Origin of the sequence: Pseudomonas sp. EZ-C24, assembly GCF_014525325.1 — a bacterium.
GTDB lineage: Bacteria > Pseudomonadota > Gammaproteobacteria > Pseudomonadales > Pseudomonadaceae > Aquipseudomonas > Aquipseudomonas shirazensis.
Genome location: NZ_JACDIU010000030.1, coordinates 162,633 through 185,439, shown reverse-complemented (window position 1 = coordinate 185,439; position 22,807 = coordinate 162,633). Strand labels below are relative to the sequence as shown.

The following is a 22,807-nucleotide window of genomic DNA, read 5'->3' as shown; positions in this document are numbered from 1 at the left end:
TTGTGTCGCGAAAGGCCCGAGTAGCGGGCCCGGCAATTTCGGCGGCGAAGCTGAGAATCCGGGGCCGCTGCGCAGCCCTTTCGCGACACAAGGCCGCTCCTGCAGGGGCCGCTGAGGCAGAGTTAGCCGAACTGCTTCTGTTGCAGCTGCTGCTTGGCCACCACTTCGGAGGCCGCTACGTAGGCTTCCTGGAACTCGTCGCTCTCCAGCCAGGCCATGGTGGTTTCTTCGTCGGCGCCGTCCAGCCAGGTGCGGTAGGCGGTGAACACCAGCACGATGTAGTCGGTGGCGTGCTCTTCCTTGTGGCCTTTGAGCACCAGGGTCAGCAGTGGGTCGACCAGGAACACCGCGATCATTGCCACCAGGCCGGTTTCCTGAGCGGCTTTCATCTTGCTGAACAGCTCGCTGTAGCTGTCCGACTCCAGCGCCTTGTTGAAGATCTGCTCGACGCTGGCGCTGTCACCGGCGCTCGCCTTGACTGCCTGGCCGCTGCGCACCATGCGGTTTTGCTTGGCTTTGCTGGCGGCGCGCTTGGCGCGTTTTTGCTGCTTGGTGTTGGAAGCCATGGGGCCTGAAATCCTTGGAGGGGCAAAAGTGCGCGTATTGAATCGCACTTGCCCGACAAACCCAAGAGGCACGCGTCGCGATCAGGCCGCCGGCGCCTCATCTTCTTCAAAGCCACGCGATGCCCGGCCGACCAGCAGCGGGTCGGGCGCATGGGCCACGCGCAGGTCCTTGCCGGGGTACTCCAGCGAATGCAGGAAGTGGCGGATGCAGTTGATCCGCGCGCGCTTCTTGTCATCCGACTTGATCACCGTCCACGGCGCATCGCCGGTGTCGGTATGGAAGAACATCGCCTCTTTGGCGCCGGTGTAGTCGTCCCACTTGTCCAGCGACTTGATATCGATCGGCGACAGCTTCCAGTGCTTGAGCGGGTCGTCCCGGCGCGAGACGAAACGGCGTAGCTGCTCTTCGCGGTTGACCGAGAACCAGTACTTGAACAGCAGGATGCCGCTGTTGGTGAGCATCCGCTCAAGGTCTGGCGCCTGGCGCATGAACTCCAGGTATTGCATCGGGGTGCAGAAGTCCATGACCCGCTCGACCCCGGCGCGGTTGTACCAGGAGCGGTCGAAGAAGACCATTTCCCCGGCGGTCGGCAGGTGCTGGATGTAACGCTGGAAATACCACTGGCCCTGTTCCTGCTCGGAAGGCTTCTCCAGTGCCACGATGCGCGCGCCACGCGGGTTCAGATGCTCCATGAAGCGTTTGATGGTGCCACCCTTGCCGGCCGCGTCACGGCCCTCGAACAGCACCACAATGCGCTGGCCGGTGTCCTTGGCCCAGCTCTGCACCTTGAGCAGCTCGATCTGCAGCTCGGTCTTGGCCTTCTCGTATTCGTTGCGGCGCAGCCGGGTGCGGTACGGGTAGCTGGCGGGCAGGCGCGCCGAGGTGCTGTCCTCGTTGCTGCCTTTGCGTGCGCTGGCCACCTGCAGCGCGGCGGGCTGCTGGCTGATGCTGAGAATCGCCGGTTCGGCGCTGACCTTGGCGGCCGGCTTGCGCTGGCGTGGGCGACGGCTGCGCGGGGCCGGTGTGGCGCTTGCGCTGAGGGTGGCGCTGGTGTCGGCAGCAGGGGCGGGGGAGAGAAGCGGGGTGGATTCGTCGCTCATGGAAATCCTTGCGGGTCGGTTCGAGTGTCCACCGATCATGCTAAGGATATTGCGCCAATGGCTTGTTGATACTGGTCAACGACGCGTGCGTTGCGCCACGGCTGCCAGGCAGACGGGCGCAGCGGATACGCTGTTACTGGCTGGTCAAGGCTGCATGGCCTGGCTGTATACGGGCTGCTGGCGTTGGTCAGTCTCGCCCAACTCGTTGATGCAGTAGTTGATGTAGTACAGGTTGAGCACGAAGGTGTTGAAGCCGTTCATGCGGAAGTGGATCTGGTTGTTGGCGTGGGCGAAGGCCAGCAGTATGCGTCGGGCATTGAATGCCCAGACGATTTGCAGCACAAGGGCAGCAATGCTCAGCAAGCCGGCTGCAATTTCCAAGGCCAGTTGCTCATCGTTGATGAACAGGCCGCTCAGGCCCGTGCAGACAAACATCCAGATAATGTAGGTCTCACTGCACGCCTCTTGGCCGGTGGCTTCACGCAGGTGCTGATTGGTCTTGTACAGCCACAGCAGCAGGTACAGGCCGCCGGTCGCCATGGTCAGCAGCACCATGTGCAGCGTCTTGCGGTTGACCTTGTTCATGAGTTCGCTTGGGGATGTCATAGCGCTTCCGATTTTCGAGTGTGAAAAACGGGCTGAGACATTGCGTGTCTTGGGAGGCAGTCCATGCTCAACCATCGTCCTTGGGGGCTATCTGCTCAGGGAGGGCAGATTCGGCGCGGATGATAGCACGGGGCCACACACGCTCTGCGGCCTGCTGATTAAATCCCAGGCATAAAAAAACCCTGAATCTTTCGATTCAGGGTTTTAGTGTTTTGGTGCCCAGAGACGGAGTCGAACCGCCGACACGAGGATTTTCAATCCTCTGCTCTACCGACTGAGCTATCTGGGCAACGGGGCGCATTAAAAGACTTTTTCAGGTTTGCGTCAACGACTTTTTGAAAATTTTTTAAATTAATTCCGTCGCTTACGCTTTTACGGGGTCATTCGCTAGGCGGAACGTAGCCTTCGGCCTTGGCGTAGTCCTCGCCGGAGAAGTACTTGTCCATCTCCACCTGGAGGAATTTGCGGTCCTCGGCGTTCATCATGTTCAGGCGCTTCTCGTTGATCAGCAGGGTCTGGTGCTTGAGCCAATCACCCCAGGCTTGCTGGGAGATGTTATCGAAGATGTCCTGGCCCTTGGCACCCGGGTACGGTGGGCGCTCAAGGCCGGGCAGTTCCTGGTGGTATTTGCGGCAGTTCACGGTGCGGGTCATTGCGGCTCTCCTGCAATCAATTCGTCGGCCGCGCGTTTCAGCAGCTTCTTGACCGGGGCGGCGAGGCCCAGGCGCGGCGGGGTGGCGAGGTTATACCAGAGCCAGTCAGGCTCGGCCACGTGCGTACCCAGGGGGTCGACGCGCACCAGCCAGGGCTCGATGGCCAACTGGAAATGGCTGAAGGTATGGGTAAGGCCGTCCAGCGCCTGCGTGCCGTTCAGGCGCAGGCCGTGCTGATAGGCAAGGTCATCGAGCTGCTTGAGGTCATCCAGCTCAGGCAGGCTCCACAAACCGCCCCACAGGCCGCTAGACGGGCGCCGGTAGAGCAGGATGGCGCCCTCGCGGTTGGCCAGCATCGGCATCAGCGTGCGCCGCTGTGGCAGCGCCTTGCGTGGCTTGGGCTCGGGGTAGTGGGTTTCCTGGCCGAGCAGGTGCGCTTCGCAGCCGCGCTGCAGCGGGCAGATCAGGCATTTGGGCTTGCTGCGGGTACACAGGGTTGCGCCAAGGTCCATCATCGCCTGGGTGTAGTGGTTGGCCCGGGCTTGTGGGGTGTAGCGCTCGGCTGTCGCCCACAAGGCGTTGGCAACCTTGGGTTCGCCCGGATAACCGCCCTGGGCGGTGAAACGGGCAAGCACGCGCTTGACGTTGCCGTCGAGGATCGGCGCGCGGATACCCATGCTGATGCTGGCGATCGCGCCGGCTGTGGAGCGGCCAATGCCGGGCAGCTCGGTGAGCTGCTCGACACTGCGCGGGAACTCGCCACCATGTTGGCTGACGACGATCTGCGCGGCCTTCTGCAGGTTGCGGGCGCGGGTGTAGTAACCGAGCCCGGTCCACAGGTGCAGCACTTCGTCTTCAGGCGCTTCGGCCAGCGCCTGCACGGTGGGCAGGGCCTGCATGAAGCGGTCGAAGTAGTTCAGCACGGTGCTGACCTGGGTCTGTTGCAGCATGATTTCCGAGACCCACACTCGGTACGGGTTGATGCCTTGCTGCCAGGGCAGGTCGTGGCGGCCATGCTGGTCATACCATGCCAGCACGGCGCCGGAGAATTGCTCGGGGCTCATCGTTTGAACAGCCCCTTGAGCGCGTCTTTGAGTTCCGGGCTGACCTTGTCGCCCAGCTTCTCATCGAGTTTCTCGTCGATCTTGTCCTTGAGGCGGTTGCCGGCCAGCTTGGCGGCGACCTTGCCCAGGCCGTCCTGATCCAGGCGGCAGGCTTTGGCACCCAGTTCCAGCGGGCCACGGCAGCGCAGTGGCAGCTCGACGCCGACAAAGCGCTCGTTGACCTGGCAGGCAGGGTCCGGCATGGCGCGTTGGTCACCTTCGACCACCACGCCAACGCGGTAGTCCATACCGAGCACGCGCAGGTCCAGGTCGCCCTGGCCGTTGACGGTCAGGCCGGGAATGCGCGCTTTCAGGTCAGGGTTGCTGGCCACGCCGTTACGCACTACCAGGCTGCCGCGCAGCTCTTGGAATGGAGTGTCCTTGCCACGCGGGTCGCCGCTCAACTGTTTGCGGTTGAGGGTGGCGATGGCCTGGCACAGCTGCTGCTCAAGGTTGGCGTTGACCAGCACACCATCGTTGATGGTGAAGTTGGCGTTGCCGTTGAGGGTGTCGATCAGCGCTTTCTGGCTGTTGCCGCTGGCGGTCAGGTCGCTGCTCAGGGTCAGCAGGCCTTTGACTGGCGGCGCCTGTTCCGGGTTGTCGGACTTGATGAAGTGCTCGACCGGGACCCGGTTGATCTTGGTGTTGATGCCGATCTGCGGCACGGCCGGGCGTACGTCGACGCTGCCCGTTGCTTCAAAGGTGCCGTTATACAACTCGCCGCGCAGGCTTTGCAGAGCAATCAAACCGCCCTGGCCGCTGGCCTTGAGTTGGGCATCGTTGATCGGCAGTTTGTCCAGGGTCAGTGCGCCAAAGCTCAGGTCGGCTTGCAGGTCGAGGGCACGCAGACGGTCGACCGGCAGCAGTTTGTCGGTGCTCCAGGCAACCTGGGTCGGTGCGCTTGGCAGCGGCGAGCTGCCGGCACCGGCAACGGCGGTTGCTTCCTGCTGCTGGACCTCGGCCTGACGCGCCGCCTTGGCGCCCTTGGCCTGCTCGCTTTTGGCCGGGAAGTAGCGATCGGCGTCGAACTTGTCGCCTTTGAGCTGAATGCGCAGGGCTTGCTTGGCGAAGTCTTCAACCGCTACGCGGCCACTGAAGCTGCTGTCATCCAGTTTCACTGCCAGGCCTTCCAGAGCCAGGCTGGTCGGGCTGGCGCTGAGCCGGCTGACCAGTTCCAGTTTGCTGAAGGCGGCCGGGTCGGCAGTGGCTGGCAATGGCTGGCCAATGCTGTCGAGGAAGGTGCGCAGGTCGAACTGGGCGATGGAGATACCGCCGCCGACCAGCGGCGTCTTGTCCAGCTCGCGCACGTTCAGCTCACCCAGTGCACGCAACTGGTTGGCGGAAACCTTCAGGCCATTCCAGGACGCGACATTGGCAGCCATGTCGACCAGCAATTGGCCCTGAGCAGCAAAGGTCATGCTCTTGCCGGCAAACGGCTCGCCCGAGGCTTCGCCGGACAGGCGCATGTCTTCGAGGTTGTAGCGCTTGAGCTTGCGATCAAAGCGCAGTTCGCCGGCCAGCTCGCTGCGCACCTTGATGTTCGGTTGCGCGGCGGTGATGAAGGCGCTGGCCTTGAGCGGGATGTTCGCTCCTTCGTGGACCGCGCCGGTGCTCAGCTGGATGCTCTCGGCGGTCAGGCTCTGGCCAGTCTTGGCATCGGTGTACTGCACACGGGCGTTGTTCACGGTCAGGCTGTCGATATCCAGCTTGACCGAGCGCTCGCTGGCGCTTTCTTCGCTGCCTTTTGGTTCGCTCGGCGCCGGCGCAGGCTGGCCAGGCGTGGTGCTGGCCTGGGTCGGCAGTGGTTTGCCAATGTCCTGCCAGTTGCCGTGGCCGTTTTCGTCACGCACCAGGCTCAGGTTGAGGCCCTCGACGCGTACGTCGCTCATCTGCACTTCACGGCGCAGCAATGGCAGCACGCGCACCGACAGGCCGAGCATCTGCAGGTCGGCAAACGGTTCGGTGGGTTTGTTCAGGGTGGCGATGCTGGCTTCATGCAGCTCCAGGCCCAGCCATGGGAACAGGCTCCAGCCAATGTCGCCGTTGAGGGTCAGCTCGACATGAGCCTTGTCCCGTGCCAGCTGGCGAATCTCGTCTTTATAGTCGTTGGGATCGAAGAGGTGGGTCAGGGCAAAGCCCAGTGCCACGATGATCAGCAGCAACCCGAGAAGCCCCAGCCCCAGGATTTTGCCGAACGCTTTCATGGGCGAGTCCTTGTAGTCCGAAATGAAAATTCAAGCGCCAGAGTATAGCGCCGTGGCTGGTTAGCCTGAGTACCCGCCAGTAGATATAGGTTATTTCCTGCCTAAGTATCGGTTTCGCCGGGTTGCGCAGCCTGGTTCTACTCAGGCTTATCAGTTTCTGACCGCCAGCTACTCTACAGTTCAGCCGGCTTGCGCAGGTGGCAAAAAATAACGATGTCAGATTGCTTCCATTGAGCGTTTCAGCTGGTTAACCTTGCGCCGCTTTCGCCGCATTACGCGACCGATTGTCGCGGATGCCGTGAATGTCCGATCGCAGCGTGCGTGCAGCCAACCAGGCCGAAGAGCCGAAGGCAACGTCTACTTACAAGAGGAAACACCATGAGCAGCAGTACTGCGGGAGAAGCGGCGCGCGCGCCGGGCTTCCTGTCCAAGGAGCGCATCATCGCCCGGCCGGGCTTCAACCGTTGGCTGGTGCCCCCAGCAGCGCTGGCAATCCACCTGTGCATCGGCATGGCGTACGGTTTCTCGGTGTTCTGGCTGCCGTTGTCGCAAGCCATCGGCATCACCGCACCGGTTGCCTGTTCGGCGGACATGGGCTTCATCGCGCGGATGTTCAGCGCCGAGTGTGACTGGCCGATCTCGATGCTGAGCTGGATCTACACGCTGTTCTTCGTCTTCCTCGGCTGCTCGGCTGCCGTGCTCGGCGGCTGGCTGGAACACGCCGGCCCACGCAAGGCTGGCCTGGTTTCGGCGCTGTGCTGGTGCGGTGGCCTGCTGATCTCGGCGATCGGCATCAAGACCCACCAGCTGTGGCTGATGTGGCTCGGCTCGGGGGTGATCGGTGGTATCGGCCTGGGCCTGGGCTATATCTCGCCAGTGTCGACCCTGATCAAGTGGTTCCCGGACAAGCGCGGCATGGCTACCGGCATGGCGATCATGGGCTTTGGCGGCGGCGCGATGGTCGGCGCTCCCCTGGCCACTGCGCTGATGGGCCATTTCGGCAGCTCGGTTGAAGTCGGCGTGTGGCAGAGCTTTGTGGTCATGGCGGCGATCTACTTCGTGTTCATGACGGCTGGCGCTCTGACTTACCGCGTACCACCAACCGGCTGGAAGCCTGAGGGCTGGACGCCGCCGGCGAAAAAAGCCAACGCGATGGTCACCGACCGTCACGTGCATGTCAGCGTTGCCTGGAAAACCCCACAGTTCGCGCTGGTCTGGCTGGTGCTGTGCCTGAACGTTTCGGCCGGTATCGGCATCCTCGGCATGGCCTCGCCACTGCTGCAGGAAGTGTTCGCCGGCAAGCTGATCGGCAACGAGCTGAGCTTCAGCGAGCTGAACAGCGCGCAACTGGCGCAGATCGCGGCAATCGCCGCCGGCTTCACCGGCCTGCTCAGCCTGTTCAACATTGGTGGGCGGTTCTTCTGGGCTTCGTTCTCCGACTACATTGGCCGCAAGAACACCTACTTTGCCTTCTTCGCCCTCGGCGTCGGCCTCTACAGCCTGGTGCCTAACATGGGCCATCTGGGCAACGTGGCGCTGTTCGTGGCGGCGTTCTGCATCATCCTGTCGATGTACGGTGGTGGTTTCGCGACGGTGCCGGCTTACCTGGCTGACCTGTTCGGTACGCAGATGGTCGGTGCAATCCATGGTCGCCTGCTGACCGCCTGGGCTGCTGCTGGCGTGCTCGGCCCGGTGCTGATCACCTATCTGCGCGAGTCGCAACTGGCGGCCGGGGTTGCCCGTGCGGCGGCCTACGACATGACCTTGTACATCCTCGCCGGCCTGCTGGTGCTGGGCTTTATCTGCAACGCCCTGGTGCGTCCAGTGGCCGACAAGTACTTCATGACCGATGCCGAGCTTGCGGCCGAGCGCGCGCTGAGCCACGACAAAGGCGTCGACAATGCTCGCTCGCTGGAATGGCACGCCGCGCCGGGCAGCCTGCCGCTGGTGCTGCTGGCCTGGGCCGTGGTGGTGATTCCGCTGGCGTGGGGTATCTGGATTACCCTGCAAAAGACTGCCGTACTGTTCCACTGACAACCGCGCTGGCTGGCTTGCATGCCAGCCAAACCGGGCCAAACGCGGGTAAATTCGCTGTCGCAGGGTGCTTATAACCCTGGTGCCAGTGGGTTTACCCGCGTTTGCATTTGCCCCGGCGAGTTGCCATATGTCATCCGCGTTTCAAGCTGGCGCGTTCTAGGCCTATAATGTCGACCTTTTCGCCCAATGATTTTGCGGAGCTGGTGATGGTCGAACGTAAGGCTTCCGTCGAGCGCAATACCCTGGAAACCCAGGTGAAGGCCTCGATCAACCTCGATGGCAGTGGCAAGGCCCGATTCGATATCGGCGTGCCCTTCCTTGAACACATGCTCGACCAGATCGCCCGGCACGGGCTGATCGATCTGGACATCGAATGCAAGGGCGACCTGCATATCGATGATCACCACACCGTCGAAGACGTCGGCATCACCCTCGGCCAGGCGTTTGCCAAGGCCGTTGGCGACAAAAAAGGCATCTATCGTTACGGTCACGCCTATGTGCCGCTCGATGAAGCCTTGTCGCGTGTGGTCATCGACTTCTCCGGCCGCCCAGGCCTGTCGATGCACGTGCCTTACACCCGGGCTTCGGTCGGGGGCTTCGATGTCGACCTGTTCCAGGAGTTCTTCCAGGGCTTCGTCAACCATGCGCTGGTCACCCTGCACATCGACAACCTGCGCGGGCACAACACCCACCACCAGATCGAGACCGTGTTCAAAGCCTTCGGCCGTGCCCTGCGCATGGCGGTCGAGCAGGACGAGCGCATGGCCGGGCAAATGCCGTCGACCAAGGGATGCCTGTAAATGCAGACCGTAGCCGTAATCGACTATGGCATGGGCAACCTGCACTCGGTGGCCAAGGCGCTTGAGCACGTTGGCGCCGGCAAGGTGCTGGTCACCAGCGACGCTGCGGTGATCCGCGAGGCCGATCGCGTGGTGTTCCCCGGTGTAGGCGCGATTCGCGACTGCATGGCCGAGATTCGCCGGCTGGGCTTTGACAGCCTGGTCCGTGAAGTCAGCCAGGACCGGCCGTTTCTCGGCATCTGTGTTGGCATGCAAGCGCTGCTCGAGCACAGCGAAGAAAACGACGGCGTCGATTGCATCGGCTTGTTCCCCGGCCAGGTGCGCTTCTTCGGCAAGGACCTGCAAGAGCAGGGCGAGCACCTCAAGGTGCCGCACATGGGCTGGAACGAAGTCAGCCATGCCATCGAGCACCCGCTCTGGCATGACATCCCAGACCGTGCCCGCTTCTACTTCGTGCACAGCTACTACATCAATGCCGGCAAGCCTGGCCAGGTAGTCGGTCGCGGCCACTACGGCGTCGACTTCGCTGCTGCGCTTGCCGAAGGCTCGCGCTTTGCCGTGCAGTTCCACCCGGAGAAGAGCCATACCCATGGCCTGCAGTTGCTGCAGAACTTCGCTGCCTGGGATGGCCGCTGGTAAATGAGCAAGTCGCGGACCAAGCCACCGATCCTGACCCTCGCCCCCGAACAGGAGCGCGAGGCCCTGGACAAGCTCAAGCGCTTTCTTGAAGACCGCTTCGAGCTTGAACTGGGGTCGTTCGAGGTGGCCGAGGTCCTCGACCTGTTTTCCCGAGAAGTGGCTCCGTATTACTACAACAGGGCGATTGCCGATGTTCAGCTGCACCTCAAGGAGCGGTTCGAGAGCATCGAAAGCGACCTGTGGGCGCTCGAGAAGCCCTGAACCCCAACGATTAGACAGGTTGCCAAGATGCTGATTATTCCCGCTATCGATCTCAAGGACGGTGCTTGCGTGCGCCTGCGTCAGGGCCGCATGGAAGACTCCACGGTGTTCTCCGATGACCCGGTGAGCATGGCCGCCAAATGGGTCGAGGGTGGCTGCCGCCGCCTGCACCTGGTTGACCTCAACGGCGCCTTCGAAGGCCAGCCGGTCAACGGCGAAGTGGTTACTGCCATCGCCAAACGCTACCCACAACTGCCGATCCAGATCGGCGGCGGTATCCGTTCGCTGGAAACCATCGAGCACTACATCAAGGCTGGCGTCAGCTACGTGATCATCGGCACCAAGGCAGTCAAGCAGCCTGAGTTCGTCGCCGAGGCGTGCAAGGCGTTTCCGGGCAAGGTCATCGTTGGCCTGGACGCCAAGGACGGTTTCGTCGCCACCGACGGCTGGGCTGAAGTCAGCTCGGTGCAGGTGATCGACCTGGCCAAGCGTTTCGAGGCTGATGGCGTGTCGGCAATCGTCTACACCGACATCGCCAAGGACGGCATGATGCAGGGCTGCAACGTGCCCTTCACCAAAGCCCTGGCCGAAGCCACGCGCATCCCGGTGATCGCCTCGGGCGGCATCCACAACCTGGGTGACATTCGTGCCCTGCTCGACGCCAAGGCGCCGGGGATCGTCGGTGCCATCACTGGCCGGGCGATCTACGAAGGTACCCTGGACGTCGCCGAGGCCCAGGCCTTCTGCGACACCTACCAAGGCTGAGGAGCAACCCATGGCACTGGCCAAGCGCATCATCCCTTGCCTGGACGTGGACAACGGCCGGGTGGTCAAGGGCGTCAAGTTCGAGAACATCCGCGATGCCGGTGACCCGGTAGAAATCGCCCGTCGTTACGACGAGCAGGGCGCCGACGAGATTACCTTTCTCGACATCACCGCCAGCGTCGATGGTCGTGACACGACCTTGCATACCGTCGAGCGCATGGCCAGCCAGGTGTTCATCCCGCTGACCGTGGGCGGTGGCGTGCGCACCGTGCAGGATATTCGCAACCTGCTCAATGCTGGTGCCGACAAGGTCTCGATCAATACCGCGGCGGTGTTCAACCCCGAGTTCGTCGGCGAGGCTGCGCAGCGTTTTGGCTCGCAGTGCATCGTGGTCGCCATTGACGCGAAGAAGGTCTCTGGCCCGGGCGAAACCCCGCGCTGGGAGATTTTCACCCACGGCGGGCGCAAGCCGACCGGGCTCGATGCAGTCGAGTGGGCGAAGAAGATGGAGGGCCTGGGTGCCGGTGAGATTCTGCTGACCAGTATGGATCAGGACGGCATGAAAAACGGCTTTGATCTGGGCGTGACCCGGGCCATCAGCGATGCGCTGGGGATTCCGGTGATTGCCTCAGGTGGTGTGGGCAACCTGCAGCACCTGGCGGACGGCATTCTGGAAGGGCATGCCAGCGCGGTGCTGGCAGCGAGTATCTTCCACTTTGGCGAATACACCGTGCCCGAGGCCAAGGCTTACATGGCCGCGCGCGGTATCGTTGTTCGCTGAGCCATTGTATTGGGGCCGCTTTGCGGCCCTTCGCGGGTAAACCTGCTCCCACAGGGTCACGGCGGCGCTGCAAAACCTGTGGGAGCGGGTTTACCCGCGAAGGGCTGCGAAGCAGCCCCAATAGCAGTCAACCGTGATTTTTGCCGAGCAACGCGTGATACAGCTCGGTATCGCCAAGAATCCCGACCACCTTGTCGTTATCTTGCAACACCAGCTTGTTGCCGGTCTGATAGCGAATCTGCAGCGCTTCGCGCATGCCGATATCGGCGTGCACCACGGTCGGGCGACGGTCGAGCAACGCCACATCCTGCCCCGGCGCCCAGTTCTGCATGTCCATGCCGTTCTGGCCCTGGCGTGCGCGGGTCAACGAGTTGCCTTCGCCCAGGTCGAGCCAGGAGTCGCCACTCGGGTCCAGACACACTGAGCCATTGACGCGCTTGCACTTGTCCAGGGTGCGCATCAGGCTGCGTCCGCACAGCACGTTGAGCGGGTTGGTGTGGGCAACGAAGGTGCGCACGTATTCATCGGCTGGGTTCAGCACGATTTCTTCGGGCTTGCTGTACTGGATGATCCGGCCGTCTTTCATGATCGCGATGCGGCTGCCCAGCTTGAGCGCCTCGTCGAGGTCGTGGCTGACGAACACGATGGTCTTGTTCAGCTTGCTCTGCAGCGCCAGCAGCTCGTCCTGCAGGCCTTGGCGGATCAGCGGGTCGAGGGCCGAGAACGGTTCGTCCATCAGCAGAATGTCGGCATCCATGGCCAGGGCGCGGGCCAGGCCGACACGCTGTTGCATACCGCCGGAGAGCTCATCAGGCTTTTTGTTGCGCCACTGGGTCAGGCCAACCAGCTCGAGCTTCTCGTCCACCAGCTTGCGCCGGTCCTTCTCGGGCCTGCCTTGCATCTCCAGGCCAAAGCTGATGTTTTCCCGCACCGTCAGCCACGGCATCAGGGCGAACTTCTGGAACACCATGGCGATGCGCTTGGTGCGCATCATCTTCAGTTCGGCCGGGGTGCAGTGGGCGATGTCGATGTGCTTGCCTTCGTGCTCGACAAACAGCTTGCCGCGGCTGACCGTGTTTAGGCCGTTGATGCAGCGCAGCAGGCTCGACTTGCCCGAACCGGACAAGCCCATCAGCACGCAGATTTCGCCTTTCTGGATGTCCAGGTTGGCCTTTTCGACGCCGACCACCAGGCCGGTCTGCTTGAGGATCTGCTCGCGAGTCTGGCCCTGGTCGAGCAGCGACAACGCCTCGCGCGGCTTGTTGGTGAAGATGACGTCGACGTCTTCGAATCGAATGATGCTCATGCCTCACTCCTTGCCGTAGCTTCAGGTTGCTTGCAGATACGGTCGAGCATGATTGCCAGCAGCACGATCGCCAGGCCTGCTTCGAAGCCCAGGGAGATATCAGCGGTGTTCAGTGCGTTGACCACAGGTTTGCCCAGGCCGTCAGCGCCGACCAGGGCGGCGATCACCACCATCGACAGCGACAGCATGATGCATTGGGTGACGCCAGCGGCAATGCTCGGCATTGCGTGCGGCAGTTCGATGCGCGTCAGCAGTTGCCGGCGCGAGCAGCCAAAGGCCTTGCCGGCATCGAGCAGCTCTTGCGGTACGTCGCAGATGCCCAGGTAGGTCAGGCGAATCGGCGCGGCAATCGCAAACACCACGGTAGAGATCAGCCCCGGCACTACGCCCAGGCCGAACAGGGTCAGGGTTGGGATCAGGTAGACGAAGGTGGGTACCGTCTGCATCAGGTCGAGTACCGGGCGCAGGCCGGTGTAGAACATCGGTTTGTGCGCGGCAAGAATGCCCACCGGCACGCCGATGGCAACGCATACCACCGTGGCGAAGGTGACCTGGGCGAGGGTCTCCATGGTTTCCTGCCAGTAGCCCAGGTTGAGAATCAGCAGAAACGACAGTGCGACAAAGGCCGTCAGCGACCATTTGCGCTGGATCAAGTGCGCCAGCGCGGCAAACAGTGCGATCAGCACCAGTGGGTTGAACCAGGTCAGGGCGCTGGTCACCCCGTGAATCATGAACTCCAGGCCTTGAGCGATGGCATCGAAATAATCTGCGCCGTTCTGAGTCAGCCATTCGACGAACGACGCGATGTACTGCCCCAGAGGTATTTTCTGATCAATAAGCATGATAGCGAGCTTCCACCTGCATAGATTGGAATCAGTCCGGGGCAGGCACGGTCCTGCCCCGAGAGAGTGCCGGTTGTGTGTTGGTTATTGCGCCAACTTGGCCTTGGCTGCCTCCAGCCCTGGTTTGCCATCTACGGTGGTGACTCCGGCGAGCCAGGTATCGAGCACTTGTGGGTTGTTTTTCAGCCACGCCTTGGCCGCGGCATCAGGCTTCATCTTGTCGTCGAGCACATTGCCCATCAGCTCGCTTTCCATGTTGAGCGAGAACGACAGGTTCTTCAGCAACTGGCCAACGTTGCTGCACTCCTGGGTGTAGCCCTTGCGGGTGTTGGTCAGCACGGTGGCCTTGCCAAAATCAGGGCCGAAGAAGTCGTCGCCGCCGGTCAGGTACTGCATCTTGAAGCGCTTGTTCATTGGGTGCGGTTCCCAGCCGAGGAACACCACCGCTTCACCGCGCTTCTGCGAGCGATCGACCTGCGACAGCATGCCTGCTTCACTGGACTGGACGATCTTGAAACCGGCCGTCTTGAGGCCGAAGGCATCCTTGTCGATCATGCTCTGGATGGTGCGGTTGCCATCGTTGCCAGGCTCGATGCCGTAGATCTTGCCGCCCAGTTCGTCTTTGAATTTGGCAATGTCGGCGAAGTCTTTCAGGCCCTGGTCATACAGCGCCTGTGGCACTGCCAGGGTGTACTTGGCGTTTTCCAGGTTGGCGCGTACGGTCTCGACGGTACCGGCGTCGCGGTACTGTTTGATGTCGTTTTCCATGGTCGGCATCCAGTTGCCGAGGAATACATCCAGATCCTTGCCTGCGGCCAGCGACTTGTAGGTCACCGGGACCGAGATCATGGTGGTGTGGGTCTTGTAACCCAGCGCTTCGAGCACCGCACTGGTAACCGCCGTGGTTACCGTGATATCGGTCCAGCCGACATCGGAAAAACGTACCGTCTGACACTGTTCCGGCTCTGCAGCCTGAGCCAGCAACGGTGCCGTGAGCATCGCAACCAGCAACAGCGAGGGTGAACCTTTCATAGGTGGACTCCTGTAGTTTTTTCTTCGGGTTCGCGTGGGTCGCCGGGGCTTCTCAGGGTCCGGTCGACCAGGCCTGCAGAGGGCAGGTTGCGTGGCCGTGCAATACGAGTCGCTTTCGATAATCCTCCAGCGCCGGGCAATCGCCTACTGCCTGAGTCGCATCCAGTACAGGATGGGTCGTATCCAGTACGGGCAATGTCGCATATGGATTTTTCCACCCCCTGCACCCCCTCTTTGCGGCATTTGCCCAGCCGAAAACGGCTTGAACAGTGGCGTAGCAGCGCCAGTACATCGCGGCGCGGCCTGACAAAAGTACGTCGGTTGCAGACGGCGAGTGGCGGCGCAAAAGGCTGATGATGCGGGTAATAGCGGCAGCTCGCAGGTTCAGCCTAGCAGTTGCCAGACGCGCCACATGGCGCGGCCAGACAAGCCCAGCAAGAGGTGTTCCGACCATGGCCATCAGCGTGTTCGACCTGTTCAAGATTGGTGTAGGGCCTTCCAGCTCGCACACTGTCGGCCCAATGCGCGCCGCAGCGCTGTTCGTCGAGGGTTTGCGTGAGCGCGGCGAGCTTGAACAAGTGACGCGTATCGAGGTGCGCCTGTATGGCTCGCTGTCGGCCACCGGCATCGGCCATGGCACCGATCACGCCACCATCATGGGCCTGATGGGCGAATGGCCAGACGCCATTGACCCAAGCCAGATCGTCCCGCGTATTGCCGATCTGCGCGAAACCAATACCCTGTTGCTGGACAACCGCCTGCCGGTCGAATTTGTCTGGGCGCGCGACATGCTGCTGCTCGACGAGAACCTGCCGTACCACCCCAACGCCATGACCTTGAAGGCCGAGGGCGCGCACGGCGAGCTGCACCAGGACACTTATTACTCGGTTGGCGGCGGCTTTGTGGTCGACGCCAAGCAGGCCGCCAGCGGTGTGCTCGATGCAGATCAGACCGAGCTGCCGTACGATTTCAACAGCGCTGCCGAGTTGCTCCGGCTGTGCAAGCAAAACGACCTTAGCGTGTCGCAATTGATGCTGGCCAACGAGAAGGTCTGGCGCAGCGAGGCAGAGATTCGCGCCGGCCTGATCAAGCTCTGGAGCGCCATGCAGGACTGCGTCAACAACGGCTTGAAGCATGAAGGGATCCTGCCTGGTGGGCTCAATGTGCGTCGCCGGGCAGCCAAGCTGCACCGCAGCCTGCAAGAGCTGGGCAAGCCCAACGTGATCGGCTCGACCCTCAGTGCAATGGAGTGGGTCAACCTGTTCGCCCTGGCGGTCAACGAAGAAAACGCCGCCGGCGGGCGCATGGTCACCGCGCCTACCAATGGCGCTGCCGGGATCATCCCGGCGGTGCTGCATTACTTCATGCGCTTCTCCGACGTGGTCGATGAAAGCCACGTCGTTGACTTCCTCCTGGCTGCAGCTGCGGTAGGCATTCTGTGCAAGAAGAACGCCTCGATCTCGGGCGCCGAAGTGGGCTGCCAGGGTGAAGTCGGCTCCGCCTGCGCGATGGCCGCCGCCGGCCTGGCTCAAGTGCTTGGGGCAACTCCGGCGCAACTGGAAAACGCCGCCGAAATTGCTCTGGAGCACAATCTCGGCCTGACCTGCGACCCGGTCGGCGGGTTGGTTCAGGTGCCGTGCATCGAGCGCAATGCAATTGCCGCAGTGAAGGCAATCAACGCAGTGCAGATGGCCTTGCGCGGTGATGGCGAGCACTTCATCTCGCTCGATCAGGTAATCCGCACCATGCGCGATACCGGCGCCGACATGCACGACAAGTACAAGGAGACCTCCCGCGGAGGTCTTGCCGTCAGCGTCATCGAATGCTGATTCAGCGTTGATTCCCAAGGGCCGCATGCGGCCCTTTTTTGCAGCCGAATGTGCACCTCGCACAACTCGAAATTGCCATTAATGACCACTGCGCCTCTTTTTGGTGCGCCGGTCATCTGTATTTTCAAACAAGTTGTTTAACAGGCTGATACTGGAGCGGTGACAGGGTTACATGTCGTTTAGAGACATGTTTCCCAGCACTGCTACTTAAATGCTCACTGGCGATAACGAAAAGCCCTACGGCGGGGCTTGCGGCTAGAACTATCGCGGTAGCAGAAGCCCATGGCCGCTGGTGCGCAAGGTCGTTTTTGGACTTTGTTGGCGGGCCATTCAATTTAGGCATGCCAATTGCGTTGTAATCGGTAGTGCTATTAACAGAGCCCCCGCAGACGAACTGGGGCCATGACAAGAAGCAGTGCCCGCCTGAGGCACCCCTGTATTTGAGTGAGGAGAAATCGCGATGACGTCGTACACTTCCGGGACCCAAACCCAGAACCGCAGCGCACCCCAGTCCATCGGATTTCTTCTCCTGGACAACTTCACCCTGATATCTCTGGCGTCGGCGGTAGAGCCGCTGCGCATGGCCAACCAACTGTCGGGTCGCGAGCTGTATCGCTGGCATACCCTGACCGTCGATGGCGGCCAGGTGTGGGCCAGCGACGGCCTGCAGATCACCCCGGATGCCTCCATGCACGCCGCGCCGCAGATCGATACGGTGATTGTCTGCGGCGGTGTCGGCATTCAGCGCACGGTTACCCGCGAGCACGTCACCTGGCTGCAGGCGCAAGCGCGTCAGTCGCGTCGCCTCGGTGCGGTGTGCACCGGCAGCTGGGCCCTGGCCTGTGCCGGCCTGCTCGACGGCTTTGATTGCAGCGTGCACTGGGAGTGCCTGGCGTCGATGCAGGAGGCGTTCCCGCGGGCCAACATGAGCACCCGCCTGTTCACCCTCGACCGCAACCGCTTCACCAGCTCCGGTGGCACCGCGCCGCTGGACATGATGCTGCACCTGATCAGCCGTGATCACGGCCGTGAACTGTCGGCAGCCATCTCCGAGATGTTTGTCTACGAGCGCATCCGCAACGAACAGGACCACCAGCGCGTGCCGCTCAAGCACATGCTCGGCACCAACCAGCCGAAGCTGCAAGAGATCGTCGCGCTGATGGAAGCCAACCTCGAAGAACCGATCGATCTCGACGAGCTGGCAGTCTATGTCGCCGTCTCGCGTCGTCAGCTCGAGCGCCTGTTCCAGAAGTACCTGCATTGCTCGCCGTCGCGTTACTACCTCAAGCTGCGCCTGATCCGCGCCCGCCAGTTGCTCAAGCAGACGCCGATGTCGATCATCGAAGTGGCTTCGGTGTGCGGTTTCGTTTCCACGCCGCATTTCTCCAAGTGCTACCGCGAGTACTTCGGCATTCCGCCGCGCGATGAGCGCGTCGGCTCCAACACCACCCAGCAGGTGGCAATGATGCCAATTCCGCAGGCCATGACCCTGTCGCCGCACAGTGGGCCGTTGGCTGCACTGAGCCAGGCGCGCAACGAGTCGACGTTTGCCAGCGTAAGGCTGTAACTCTCAGCAGGCCTTCGCGGATTTGCCGCGAAGGCGGGGCTAGGTAGCGTGAATCGGTTGATAATGATTCTCGACTACAGGTAACATCGCCGCCCCGAGCATTGCTGGCATACCACCCCGTGGCGGACGACAAACTGCAGCTGTACCTGAGCCACCGGGCGGCGTTGCTTGATTACGCCGCGCCGATCGTAGGTTGTCGCGCCCGCGCCGAGGATGTTGTGCAGGAGGCCTGGTTGCGTTTCAGCCGCCAGGACGACAGCGCCGACATCCGCCATCCAGCCAGTTACCTGTACCGCATCGTGCGCAACCTGGCGCTCGATCAAACCCGCCGCAATGCCACCGAAAAGGCCCAGCCCGGCGGCGATGAGCTGCTTGCCGATATACCCTCGAGTAGCGCCTCCCCGGAGCAATCCGTCAGCCAACAGAATGAGCTGGCAGCCATCAGCCGCGCGCTGGAAGAGCTGCCCGAGCGCACGCGTCTGGCGTTCGAGATGCATCGCCTCGGCGGCTTCACCTTGCAGCAGGTGGCCAATCACCTGAACGTCTCGGTCAGCCTCGTCCATCAACTAGTGCACGATGCCCTGCGCCATTGTCTGGAGCGGCTGGAGGGCGATCTTTGAAAGCATCTGTGAAAAAACCACGCGCTGCCGCGTCTTTTGCTCAACGGGCCGACTCTATGCGACCCTTCGCGCCCGCTAATCCACAGGAGACTGGCCGCACATGACGTCAGCAGACCCCGCTTCCAGCCGTCGTGACCAGGCGCTGGACTGGCTCCTGCGTGTGCAGCAGGCGCCCGACGACATTCAGCTGCGGGCTGAGCTTGCGCAGTGGTGCGCCAGCGATGTGGCCAATGCCGAGGCCTATGGCAAGGCCGAGCGGGTCTGGCGCCTGACCGCTCAACTGACGCCGACCAGCGCTGCCCAGTGGCCGCTGCCGGTAACCAGCAATCCCGTTTCGCTGCCGCCAGCGGCTCGGCCAACGCGGCGCCGACGGCGCTGGCTCGGCGCGGCTGTAGCTGCCTGCTTGCTGGTGGCGCTGGCGCCTTCGCTCAGCTTGCGCATGCAGGCCGACTACCGCACCGGCCAGGGCGAGACCCGCGACATTACCCTGGCAGATGGCAGTGTGGTGCAGATGGACAGCGACAGCGCCATCGCCGTCCAGTACGCCGGCACTCAACGCGATGTGCGTCTGCTCGCCGGGCAGGCCTTCTTCAAAGTCATCCCGGACGCTACCAGGCCGTTTCATGTCCGCGCCGACGCTGTGCAGGTGACGGTTACCGGCACTGCTTTCAATGTTGAGCTGCGCCCGCAGCAGGTGGACGTCGAGGTCGAGCACGGCTCCGTGCGCGTCGCTGATGCCAGCCAGGCGCGGGTGTTGTCCAGCGCGCTGACGGCGGGGGAGCGCCTGCGCTATATCGACGGGTTGGTCCAGGTCCGCACGTTCCAGCCGTCGCAGGCGGCCGCCTGGCGCAAGGGCCAGTTGATTGCCGATGACGTCTCGATAGCCGAGCTGATCGGCGAGCTTGAGCGTTACCTGCCAGGCAAGGTGCTGTTGCGTGACCAGAGCCTTGGCAGCAAACGCGTGACCGGCGTGTATGACCTGCGCAAACCCCAGGCGGCGCTGAACGCCGTGTTGCGGCCACATGGCGGCAAGGTCGAAAATTTTGGTCCCTGGTTGCTTGTCGTCAGCCGGCCTTGAGGCCTGGTCGGGGCTGAGCGAAAGCCCTGAAGCCATTCCCAGAAAAAATATTTCAAAATTTTCTGAAAAATCCCCGAACCACCCCGTCTTCTACCCCGCGCGCAATAACTGAGATCGATTCGTATTCTATTTGCTACCCGGACTGTGTTCGGGGCGGGGACGTGGGATGACTGTAGTAACAAGCCGTAGGTCGCGCCCAGCGCGGGGTTGGTCGTTGCGCCTGAAGAACGTCGCAGGCAGCGGCATGCTTGGGTTGTGCTGCTTGTTTGGCGCGCTGCCAGCGCATGCCGAAGAGGCCGCCGAGCGCACGCTGTTGAGCCAGGTGCACATGTTCGACATCCCCGCGCAGAACCTCGCTATCGCGCTGATCAACTTCGGCCAGCAGAGCAACCTGCAGGTGACGGTCGACCCAGACCTGCTCGACGGCCTGCAATCGAGCGCCATCAGCGGCCAGTTCAGCAGCGAAATCGCCCTGTCGCGCTTGCTCCAGGGCAGCGGCCTGGCCTGGGACTACGAGTACGGCGCGCTGGTCTTTCGTCGCCTGCAAAGCGCCGCCGACGGCGCGCTGGAGCTGCATAACACGGTAGTTCTCGGCGATACCGAAGAAAACAGCTACATGGGCGCCACGGTCATCGACCGCAAGGCGATCAAAGCCTTCCCCGGGGCCAACGGCGACATCACCACGCTGCTGCAGATGCACCCCAACGTGCAGTTCAGCACCGACCAGAAAAGCTCGAACACGCCCGGCGAAATCGACCCGGCCGACATCAGCATCAACGGCGCCAGGTTCTATCAGAACAACTTCATGATCGATGGCATCTCGATCAACAATGACCTTGACCCCGGTGCCCACGGTTACAACGAAACCCGCCAGTTCGACTCGGCGCCGAGCCGCTCCCACGGCATCGCGCTGGACGCCGACCTGCTTGAAGAAGTGAAGGTCTACGACAGCAACGTGCCGGTCGAGTTTGGCGGCTTCAATGGCGGTGTGGTCGATGCCATCACCCGCCGCCCGAGCCAGGATCTGCACGGCAAGATTTCCTACGCCATGACCCGTTCGGAGTGGACCAGCTACCACATCACCCGGGAAAACAAAGAGAACTTCGAGACCTCGTCGAACGAGAAAAACCAGCCGGAGTTCACCAAGACGACATTGCGCGGCACCCTCGAGGGCCACCTCACCGACAACTTCGGCGCGTTGCTGAACTTCTCGCAGAAGCGCTCGTACCTGCCCCTGCGCGGCTACGCCAACGGCTACAGCAGCCCCACCAGCGACAACGACCAGGAGCAGACCCGCCAGCTCGACAACTTCCTGCTCAAGACCTACTGGACGGTCAACGACCGCCTGACCCTGGACACCTCGATCGTCTACGCGCCACAGGAAAACACCTACTACCGGGAAGACTACCGGGACTCCGGCTACACCAATATCAATGGCGGCTGGCAGGGCTCGTTCAAGGCCATCTATGAGGGCGACAACGCGCGCTGGACTCAGCAACTGGCCATGAGCGATCTGTATGCGTCGCGCGAGTCTGATCGCGATCAGGAGATCAAGTGGTACTGGTCCGATAGCAAGGACTGGGGTAACCCGGGCCTGAACAATGCGCGCAGCTCGGAGGGTGGTTTTGGTGATATCTACCAGACCCAGCGCAGCCTCGACTACAAGCTCAAGGCCGACTGGCAGACCTTCAACCTGGGCAGCAGTACCCACAGCCTGACCACAGGCCTTGAACTTGGCTACCAGCAAGCCACTTGGGAGCGGGAAGACTCGGCGTTGTCTATCACCACCCTCAAACGCGACAACGGTGCCTGCGGCGGCAGCGACCCATGGTGCTCCAACGGGTTGCTGCTTACTGGTCAGAATCGCCAATGGGGCTCGGCGATGATGAACTACGGTGCCGGCAAAATCGACATGGCGCAGAAGAAGTACGCTTTGTTCATTCAGGATGAAATCGGCTACGGCAACCTCACCCTGCGCCCGGGCCTGCGCTATGAGGGTGATGACTACATGGAGAAGAAAAGCCTGGCGCCGCGCTTTGCCGGCGACTACGACTTCTTCGGTGATCGCAGCACAGTGCTGGTGTTCGGCGCCAACCGTTACTACGGTCGCAACCTGTTCAAGTACCGACTTGCCGATGGGCGCCAGGGTTTTACCAATCGTTATACCCGCACTGCCCAGTCTGACGACTGGACCCTGGCCAGCCGCAACCCGAACCTGAGCAAGTTCTCGACGATGGACATCCCCTACGACGATGAGTGGATGCTGGGTCTAAATCAACGCTGGTTCAACACCGAGTTCCAGCTCAAGTACGTCAACCGTACCGGCAAGGGGCAGATCTACCGGACTCGTCCGTATTATTACCTCGACGCCAAGGACATCCCCGAAGGCTACAGCAAGGATTACTACACCTACCTCAATGCGGGCACCAGCGAGAGTGAAAACCTCAGCCTGACGGTCACGCCGATGCAGCCGCTGCGTTTCCATGGCACCAGCACCAGTGTGCAATTGTCACTGGACTGGTCGCGTTCCAAAAATGCTTATGGCGCCACCTACGAAGCAGGCCTGGACGGCGACCAGCTGGACAACGAAGACGTAGTGCTCGACGGCAAGCGCATCGCTTACCACGAACTACCGGCCAGCGACTTCAATCGGCCGTGGACCGGGCGCCTGACCACCATCACCGACATCCCTCAGTGGAACCTGTCGGTAAGCAACTTCTTCCGCTACCGCGGCCCGTACGACCAGGTAGTCGGGGTCAGCCCGGATGCCGAGGTCAACGGTGAGGTGCTCAAGCGTTACGAAACCGTAGCCACCCCCGGCGCGCCAACCTGGGACATGCGTGTGGCCTGGGAGATCCCGACCGGCAAGGACCAGGCGATGTTCGTCAATGTCGACGTGACCAACGTCACTGACCGGGTCAACAAGATCGCCAGCCGCGAGTCGGTCAGCCTGGTCAGCTACGAAGTCGGCCGCCAGTACTGGCTGGAAGTCGGCTACCGCTTCTGATCCTCCTATA

20 protein-coding genes and 1 tRNA gene are annotated in these 22,807 nt (G+C 62.0%); 11 read left to right on the top strand and 10 right to left on the bottom strand.

From position 1 onward, the window contains the following. Positions 1–122: 122 nt before the first annotated feature. The 7 genes from IDM28_RS21240 to IDM28_RS21210 form a co-directional block, all read right to left on the bottom strand. Positions 123–566: a hypothetical protein gene (locus tag IDM28_RS21240; protein ID WP_101322508.1), complete on the bottom strand. Its 444-nt coding sequence runs from the start codon at positions 564–566 to the stop codon at positions 123–125. A gap of 81 nt (positions 567–647) precedes the next feature. After that, positions 648–1,667: a polyphosphate kinase 2 gene (gene ppk2, locus IDM28_RS21235; protein ID WP_188036815.1), complete on the bottom strand. Its 1,020-nt coding sequence runs from the start codon at positions 1,665–1,667 to the stop codon at positions 648–650. A gap of 144 nt (positions 1,668–1,811) precedes the next feature. After that, positions 1,812–2,273, bottom strand: a complete 462-nt coding sequence (locus IDM28_RS21230; protein ID WP_157831768.1) for a DUF4234 domain-containing protein — start codon at positions 2,271–2,273, stop codon at positions 1,812–1,814. Positions 2,274–2,486: 213 nt separating this feature from the next. Then, positions 2,487–2,562, bottom strand: a tRNA-Phe gene (locus IDM28_RS21225). Between the two features lie 91 nt (positions 2,563–2,653). After that, entirely contained in the window at positions 2,654–2,926 is a 273-nt protein-coding gene (locus IDM28_RS21220) for an oxidative damage protection protein (protein WP_101322505.1), read from the bottom strand. Next, on the bottom strand, positions 2,923–3,990 hold the full coding sequence (mutY, locus tag IDM28_RS21215) for an A/G-specific adenine glycosylase (RefSeq protein WP_150570475.1): 1,068 nt from the start codon (positions 3,988–3,990) through the stop codon (positions 2,923–2,925). Before mutY ends, IDM28_RS21220 begins: the two co-directional genes overlap by 4 nt. Next, entirely contained in the window at positions 3,987–6,233 is a 2,247-nt protein-coding gene (locus IDM28_RS21210) for an AsmA family protein (RefSeq protein ID WP_188036814.1), read from the bottom strand. The genes mutY and IDM28_RS21210 overlap by 4 nt, the downstream gene beginning before the upstream one ends. A 378-nt stretch (positions 6,234–6,611) precedes the next feature. On the opposite strand from IDM28_RS21210, the gene IDM28_RS21205 reads away from it, so the two are divergent. The 6 genes from IDM28_RS21205 (at position 6,612) to hisF (ending at position 11,516) form a co-directional block, all read left to right on the top strand. Further along, positions 6,612–8,267, top strand: coding sequence for an OFA family MFS transporter (locus tag IDM28_RS21205; protein WP_101322502.1), 1,656 nt, complete (start codon positions 6,612–6,614; stop codon positions 8,265–8,267). A 209-nt stretch (positions 8,268–8,476) separates the two neighbouring features. Continuing rightward, complete coding sequence (hisB, locus tag IDM28_RS21200) at positions 8,477–9,070, top strand: imidazoleglycerol-phosphate dehydratase HisB (RefSeq protein ID WP_101323128.1); 594 nt, start codon at positions 8,477–8,479, stop codon at positions 9,068–9,070. Next, complete coding sequence (gene hisH, locus IDM28_RS21195) at positions 9,071–9,709, top strand: imidazole glycerol phosphate synthase subunit HisH (RefSeq protein ID WP_101322501.1); 639 nt, start codon at positions 9,071–9,073, stop codon at positions 9,707–9,709. It abuts the gene before it with no gap. Beyond that, positions 9,710–9,970, top strand: coding sequence for a DUF2164 domain-containing protein (locus IDM28_RS21190; protein WP_101322500.1), 261 nt, complete (start codon positions 9,710–9,712; stop codon positions 9,968–9,970). A gap of 27 nt (positions 9,971–9,997) precedes the next feature. Next, entirely contained in the window at positions 9,998–10,735 is a 738-nt protein-coding gene (gene hisA, locus IDM28_RS21185; protein ID WP_101322499.1) for a 1-(5-phosphoribosyl)-5-[(5-phosphoribosylamino)methylideneamino]imidazole-4-carboxamide isomerase, read from the top strand. A gap of 10 nt (positions 10,736–10,745) precedes the next feature. Then, positions 10,746–11,516 (top strand): imidazole glycerol phosphate synthase subunit HisF, encoded by a 771-nt coding sequence (hisF, locus tag IDM28_RS21180; protein ID WP_101322498.1) that lies wholly within the window; start codon positions 10,746–10,748, stop codon positions 11,514–11,516. A 127-nt stretch (positions 11,517–11,643) separates the two neighbouring features. Here hisF and choV read toward each other — a convergent pair whose 3' ends face one another. The 3 genes from choV to IDM28_RS21165 all read right to left on the bottom strand — a co-directional run bounded on the left by choV (position 11,644) and on the right by IDM28_RS21165 (position 14,696). Then, positions 11,644–12,822, bottom strand: coding sequence for a choline ABC transporter ATP-binding protein (choV, locus tag IDM28_RS21175; RefSeq protein WP_101322497.1), 1,179 nt, complete (start codon positions 12,820–12,822; stop codon positions 11,644–11,646). Then, positions 12,819–13,667: a choline ABC transporter permease subunit gene (choW, locus tag IDM28_RS21170; RefSeq protein ID WP_178080849.1), complete on the bottom strand. Its 849-nt coding sequence runs from the start codon at positions 13,665–13,667 to the stop codon at positions 12,819–12,821. Before choW ends, choV begins: the two co-directional genes overlap by 4 nt. Positions 13,668–13,748: 81 nt before the next feature. Continuing rightward, on the bottom strand, positions 13,749–14,696 hold the full coding sequence (locus IDM28_RS21165) for a choline ABC transporter substrate-binding protein (protein WP_188036813.1): 948 nt from the start codon (positions 14,694–14,696) through the stop codon (positions 13,749–13,751). Between the two features lie 452 nt (positions 14,697–15,148). Between IDM28_RS21165 and IDM28_RS21160 the strand changes: the two genes are divergently transcribed. From IDM28_RS21160 to IDM28_RS21140, 5 genes are all read left to right on the top strand, one after another. Next, the gene (locus tag IDM28_RS21160; RefSeq protein ID WP_101322494.1) at positions 15,149–16,525 is read left to right on the top strand and encodes an L-serine ammonia-lyase; all 1,377 of its coding nucleotides are present in this window, start codon (positions 15,149–15,151) and stop codon (positions 16,523–16,525) included. Between the two features lie 460 nt (positions 16,526–16,985). Next, positions 16,986–18,092 (top strand): GlxA family transcriptional regulator, encoded by a 1,107-nt coding sequence (locus IDM28_RS21155; RefSeq protein WP_101322493.1) that lies wholly within the window; start codon positions 16,986–16,988, stop codon positions 18,090–18,092. Positions 18,093–18,211: 119 nt separating this feature from the next. Beyond that, the gene (locus tag IDM28_RS21150) at positions 18,212–18,712 is read left to right on the top strand and encodes a sigma-70 family RNA polymerase sigma factor (RefSeq protein ID WP_181089912.1); all 501 of its coding nucleotides are present in this window, start codon (positions 18,212–18,214) and stop codon (positions 18,710–18,712) included. Positions 18,713–18,812: 100 nt separating this feature from the next. Next, positions 18,813–19,790, top strand: coding sequence for a FecR family protein (locus IDM28_RS21145; RefSeq protein ID WP_188036812.1), 978 nt, complete (start codon positions 18,813–18,815; stop codon positions 19,788–19,790). 166 nt (positions 19,791–19,956) lie between these two features. Further along, a complete protein-coding gene (locus IDM28_RS21140) occupies positions 19,957–22,797 on the top strand; it encodes a TonB-dependent receptor (protein ID WP_262500179.1) in 2,841 nt (946 codons plus the stop codon). Positions 22,798–22,807 lie beyond the last annotated feature (10 nt).

Excerpts from the sequence above, each read along its gene's own strand:
- IDM28_RS21240 (WP_101322508.1), bottom strand. The coding sequence starts at position 566 with ATGGCTTCCAACACCAAGCAGCAAAAACGCGCCAAGCGCGCCGCCAGC.
- ppk2 (WP_188036815.1), bottom strand. The coding sequence starts at position 1,667 with ATGAGCGACGAATCCACCCCGCTTCTCTCCCCCGCCCCTGCTGCCGAC.
- IDM28_RS21230 (WP_157831768.1), bottom strand. The coding sequence starts at position 2,273 with ATGACATCCCCAAGCGAACTCATGAACAAGGTCAACCGCAAGACGCTG.
- IDM28_RS21220 (WP_101322505.1), bottom strand. The coding sequence starts at position 2,926 with ATGACCCGCACCGTGAACTGCCGCAAATACCACCAGGAACTGCCCGGC.
- mutY (WP_150570475.1), bottom strand. The coding sequence starts at position 3,990 with ATGAGCCCCGAGCAATTCTCCGGCGCCGTGCTGGCATGGTATGACCAG.
- IDM28_RS21210 (WP_188036814.1), bottom strand. The coding sequence starts at position 6,233 with ATGAAAGCGTTCGGCAAAATCCTGGGGCTGGGGCTTCTCGGGTTGCTG.
- IDM28_RS21205 (WP_101322502.1), top strand. The coding sequence starts at position 6,612 with ATGAGCAGCAGTACTGCGGGAGAAGCGGCGCGCGCGCCGGGCTTCCTG.
- hisB (WP_101323128.1), top strand. The coding sequence starts at position 8,477 with ATGGTCGAACGTAAGGCTTCCGTCGAGCGCAATACCCTGGAAACCCAG.
- hisH (WP_101322501.1), top strand. The coding sequence starts at position 9,071 with ATGCAGACCGTAGCCGTAATCGACTATGGCATGGGCAACCTGCACTCG.
- IDM28_RS21190 (WP_101322500.1), top strand. The coding sequence starts at position 9,710 with ATGAGCAAGTCGCGGACCAAGCCACCGATCCTGACCCTCGCCCCCGAA.
- hisA (WP_101322499.1), top strand. The coding sequence starts at position 9,998 with ATGCTGATTATTCCCGCTATCGATCTCAAGGACGGTGCTTGCGTGCGC.
- hisF (WP_101322498.1), top strand. The coding sequence starts at position 10,746 with ATGGCACTGGCCAAGCGCATCATCCCTTGCCTGGACGTGGACAACGGC.
- choV (WP_101322497.1), bottom strand. The coding sequence starts at position 12,822 with ATGAGCATCATTCGATTCGAAGACGTCGACGTCATCTTCACCAACAAG.
- IDM28_RS21165 (WP_188036813.1), bottom strand. The coding sequence starts at position 14,696 with ATGAAAGGTTCACCCTCGCTGTTGCTGGTTGCGATGCTCACGGCACCG.
- IDM28_RS21160 (WP_101322494.1), top strand. The coding sequence starts at position 15,149 with ATGGCCATCAGCGTGTTCGACCTGTTCAAGATTGGTGTAGGGCCTTCC.
- IDM28_RS21155 (WP_101322493.1), top strand. The coding sequence starts at position 16,986 with ATGACGTCGTACACTTCCGGGACCCAAACCCAGAACCGCAGCGCACCC.
- IDM28_RS21145 (WP_188036812.1), top strand. The coding sequence starts at position 18,813 with ATGACGTCAGCAGACCCCGCTTCCAGCCGTCGTGACCAGGCGCTGGAC.
- IDM28_RS21140 (WP_262500179.1), top strand. The coding sequence starts at position 19,957 with ATGACTGTAGTAACAAGCCGTAGGTCGCGCCCAGCGCGGGGTTGGTCG.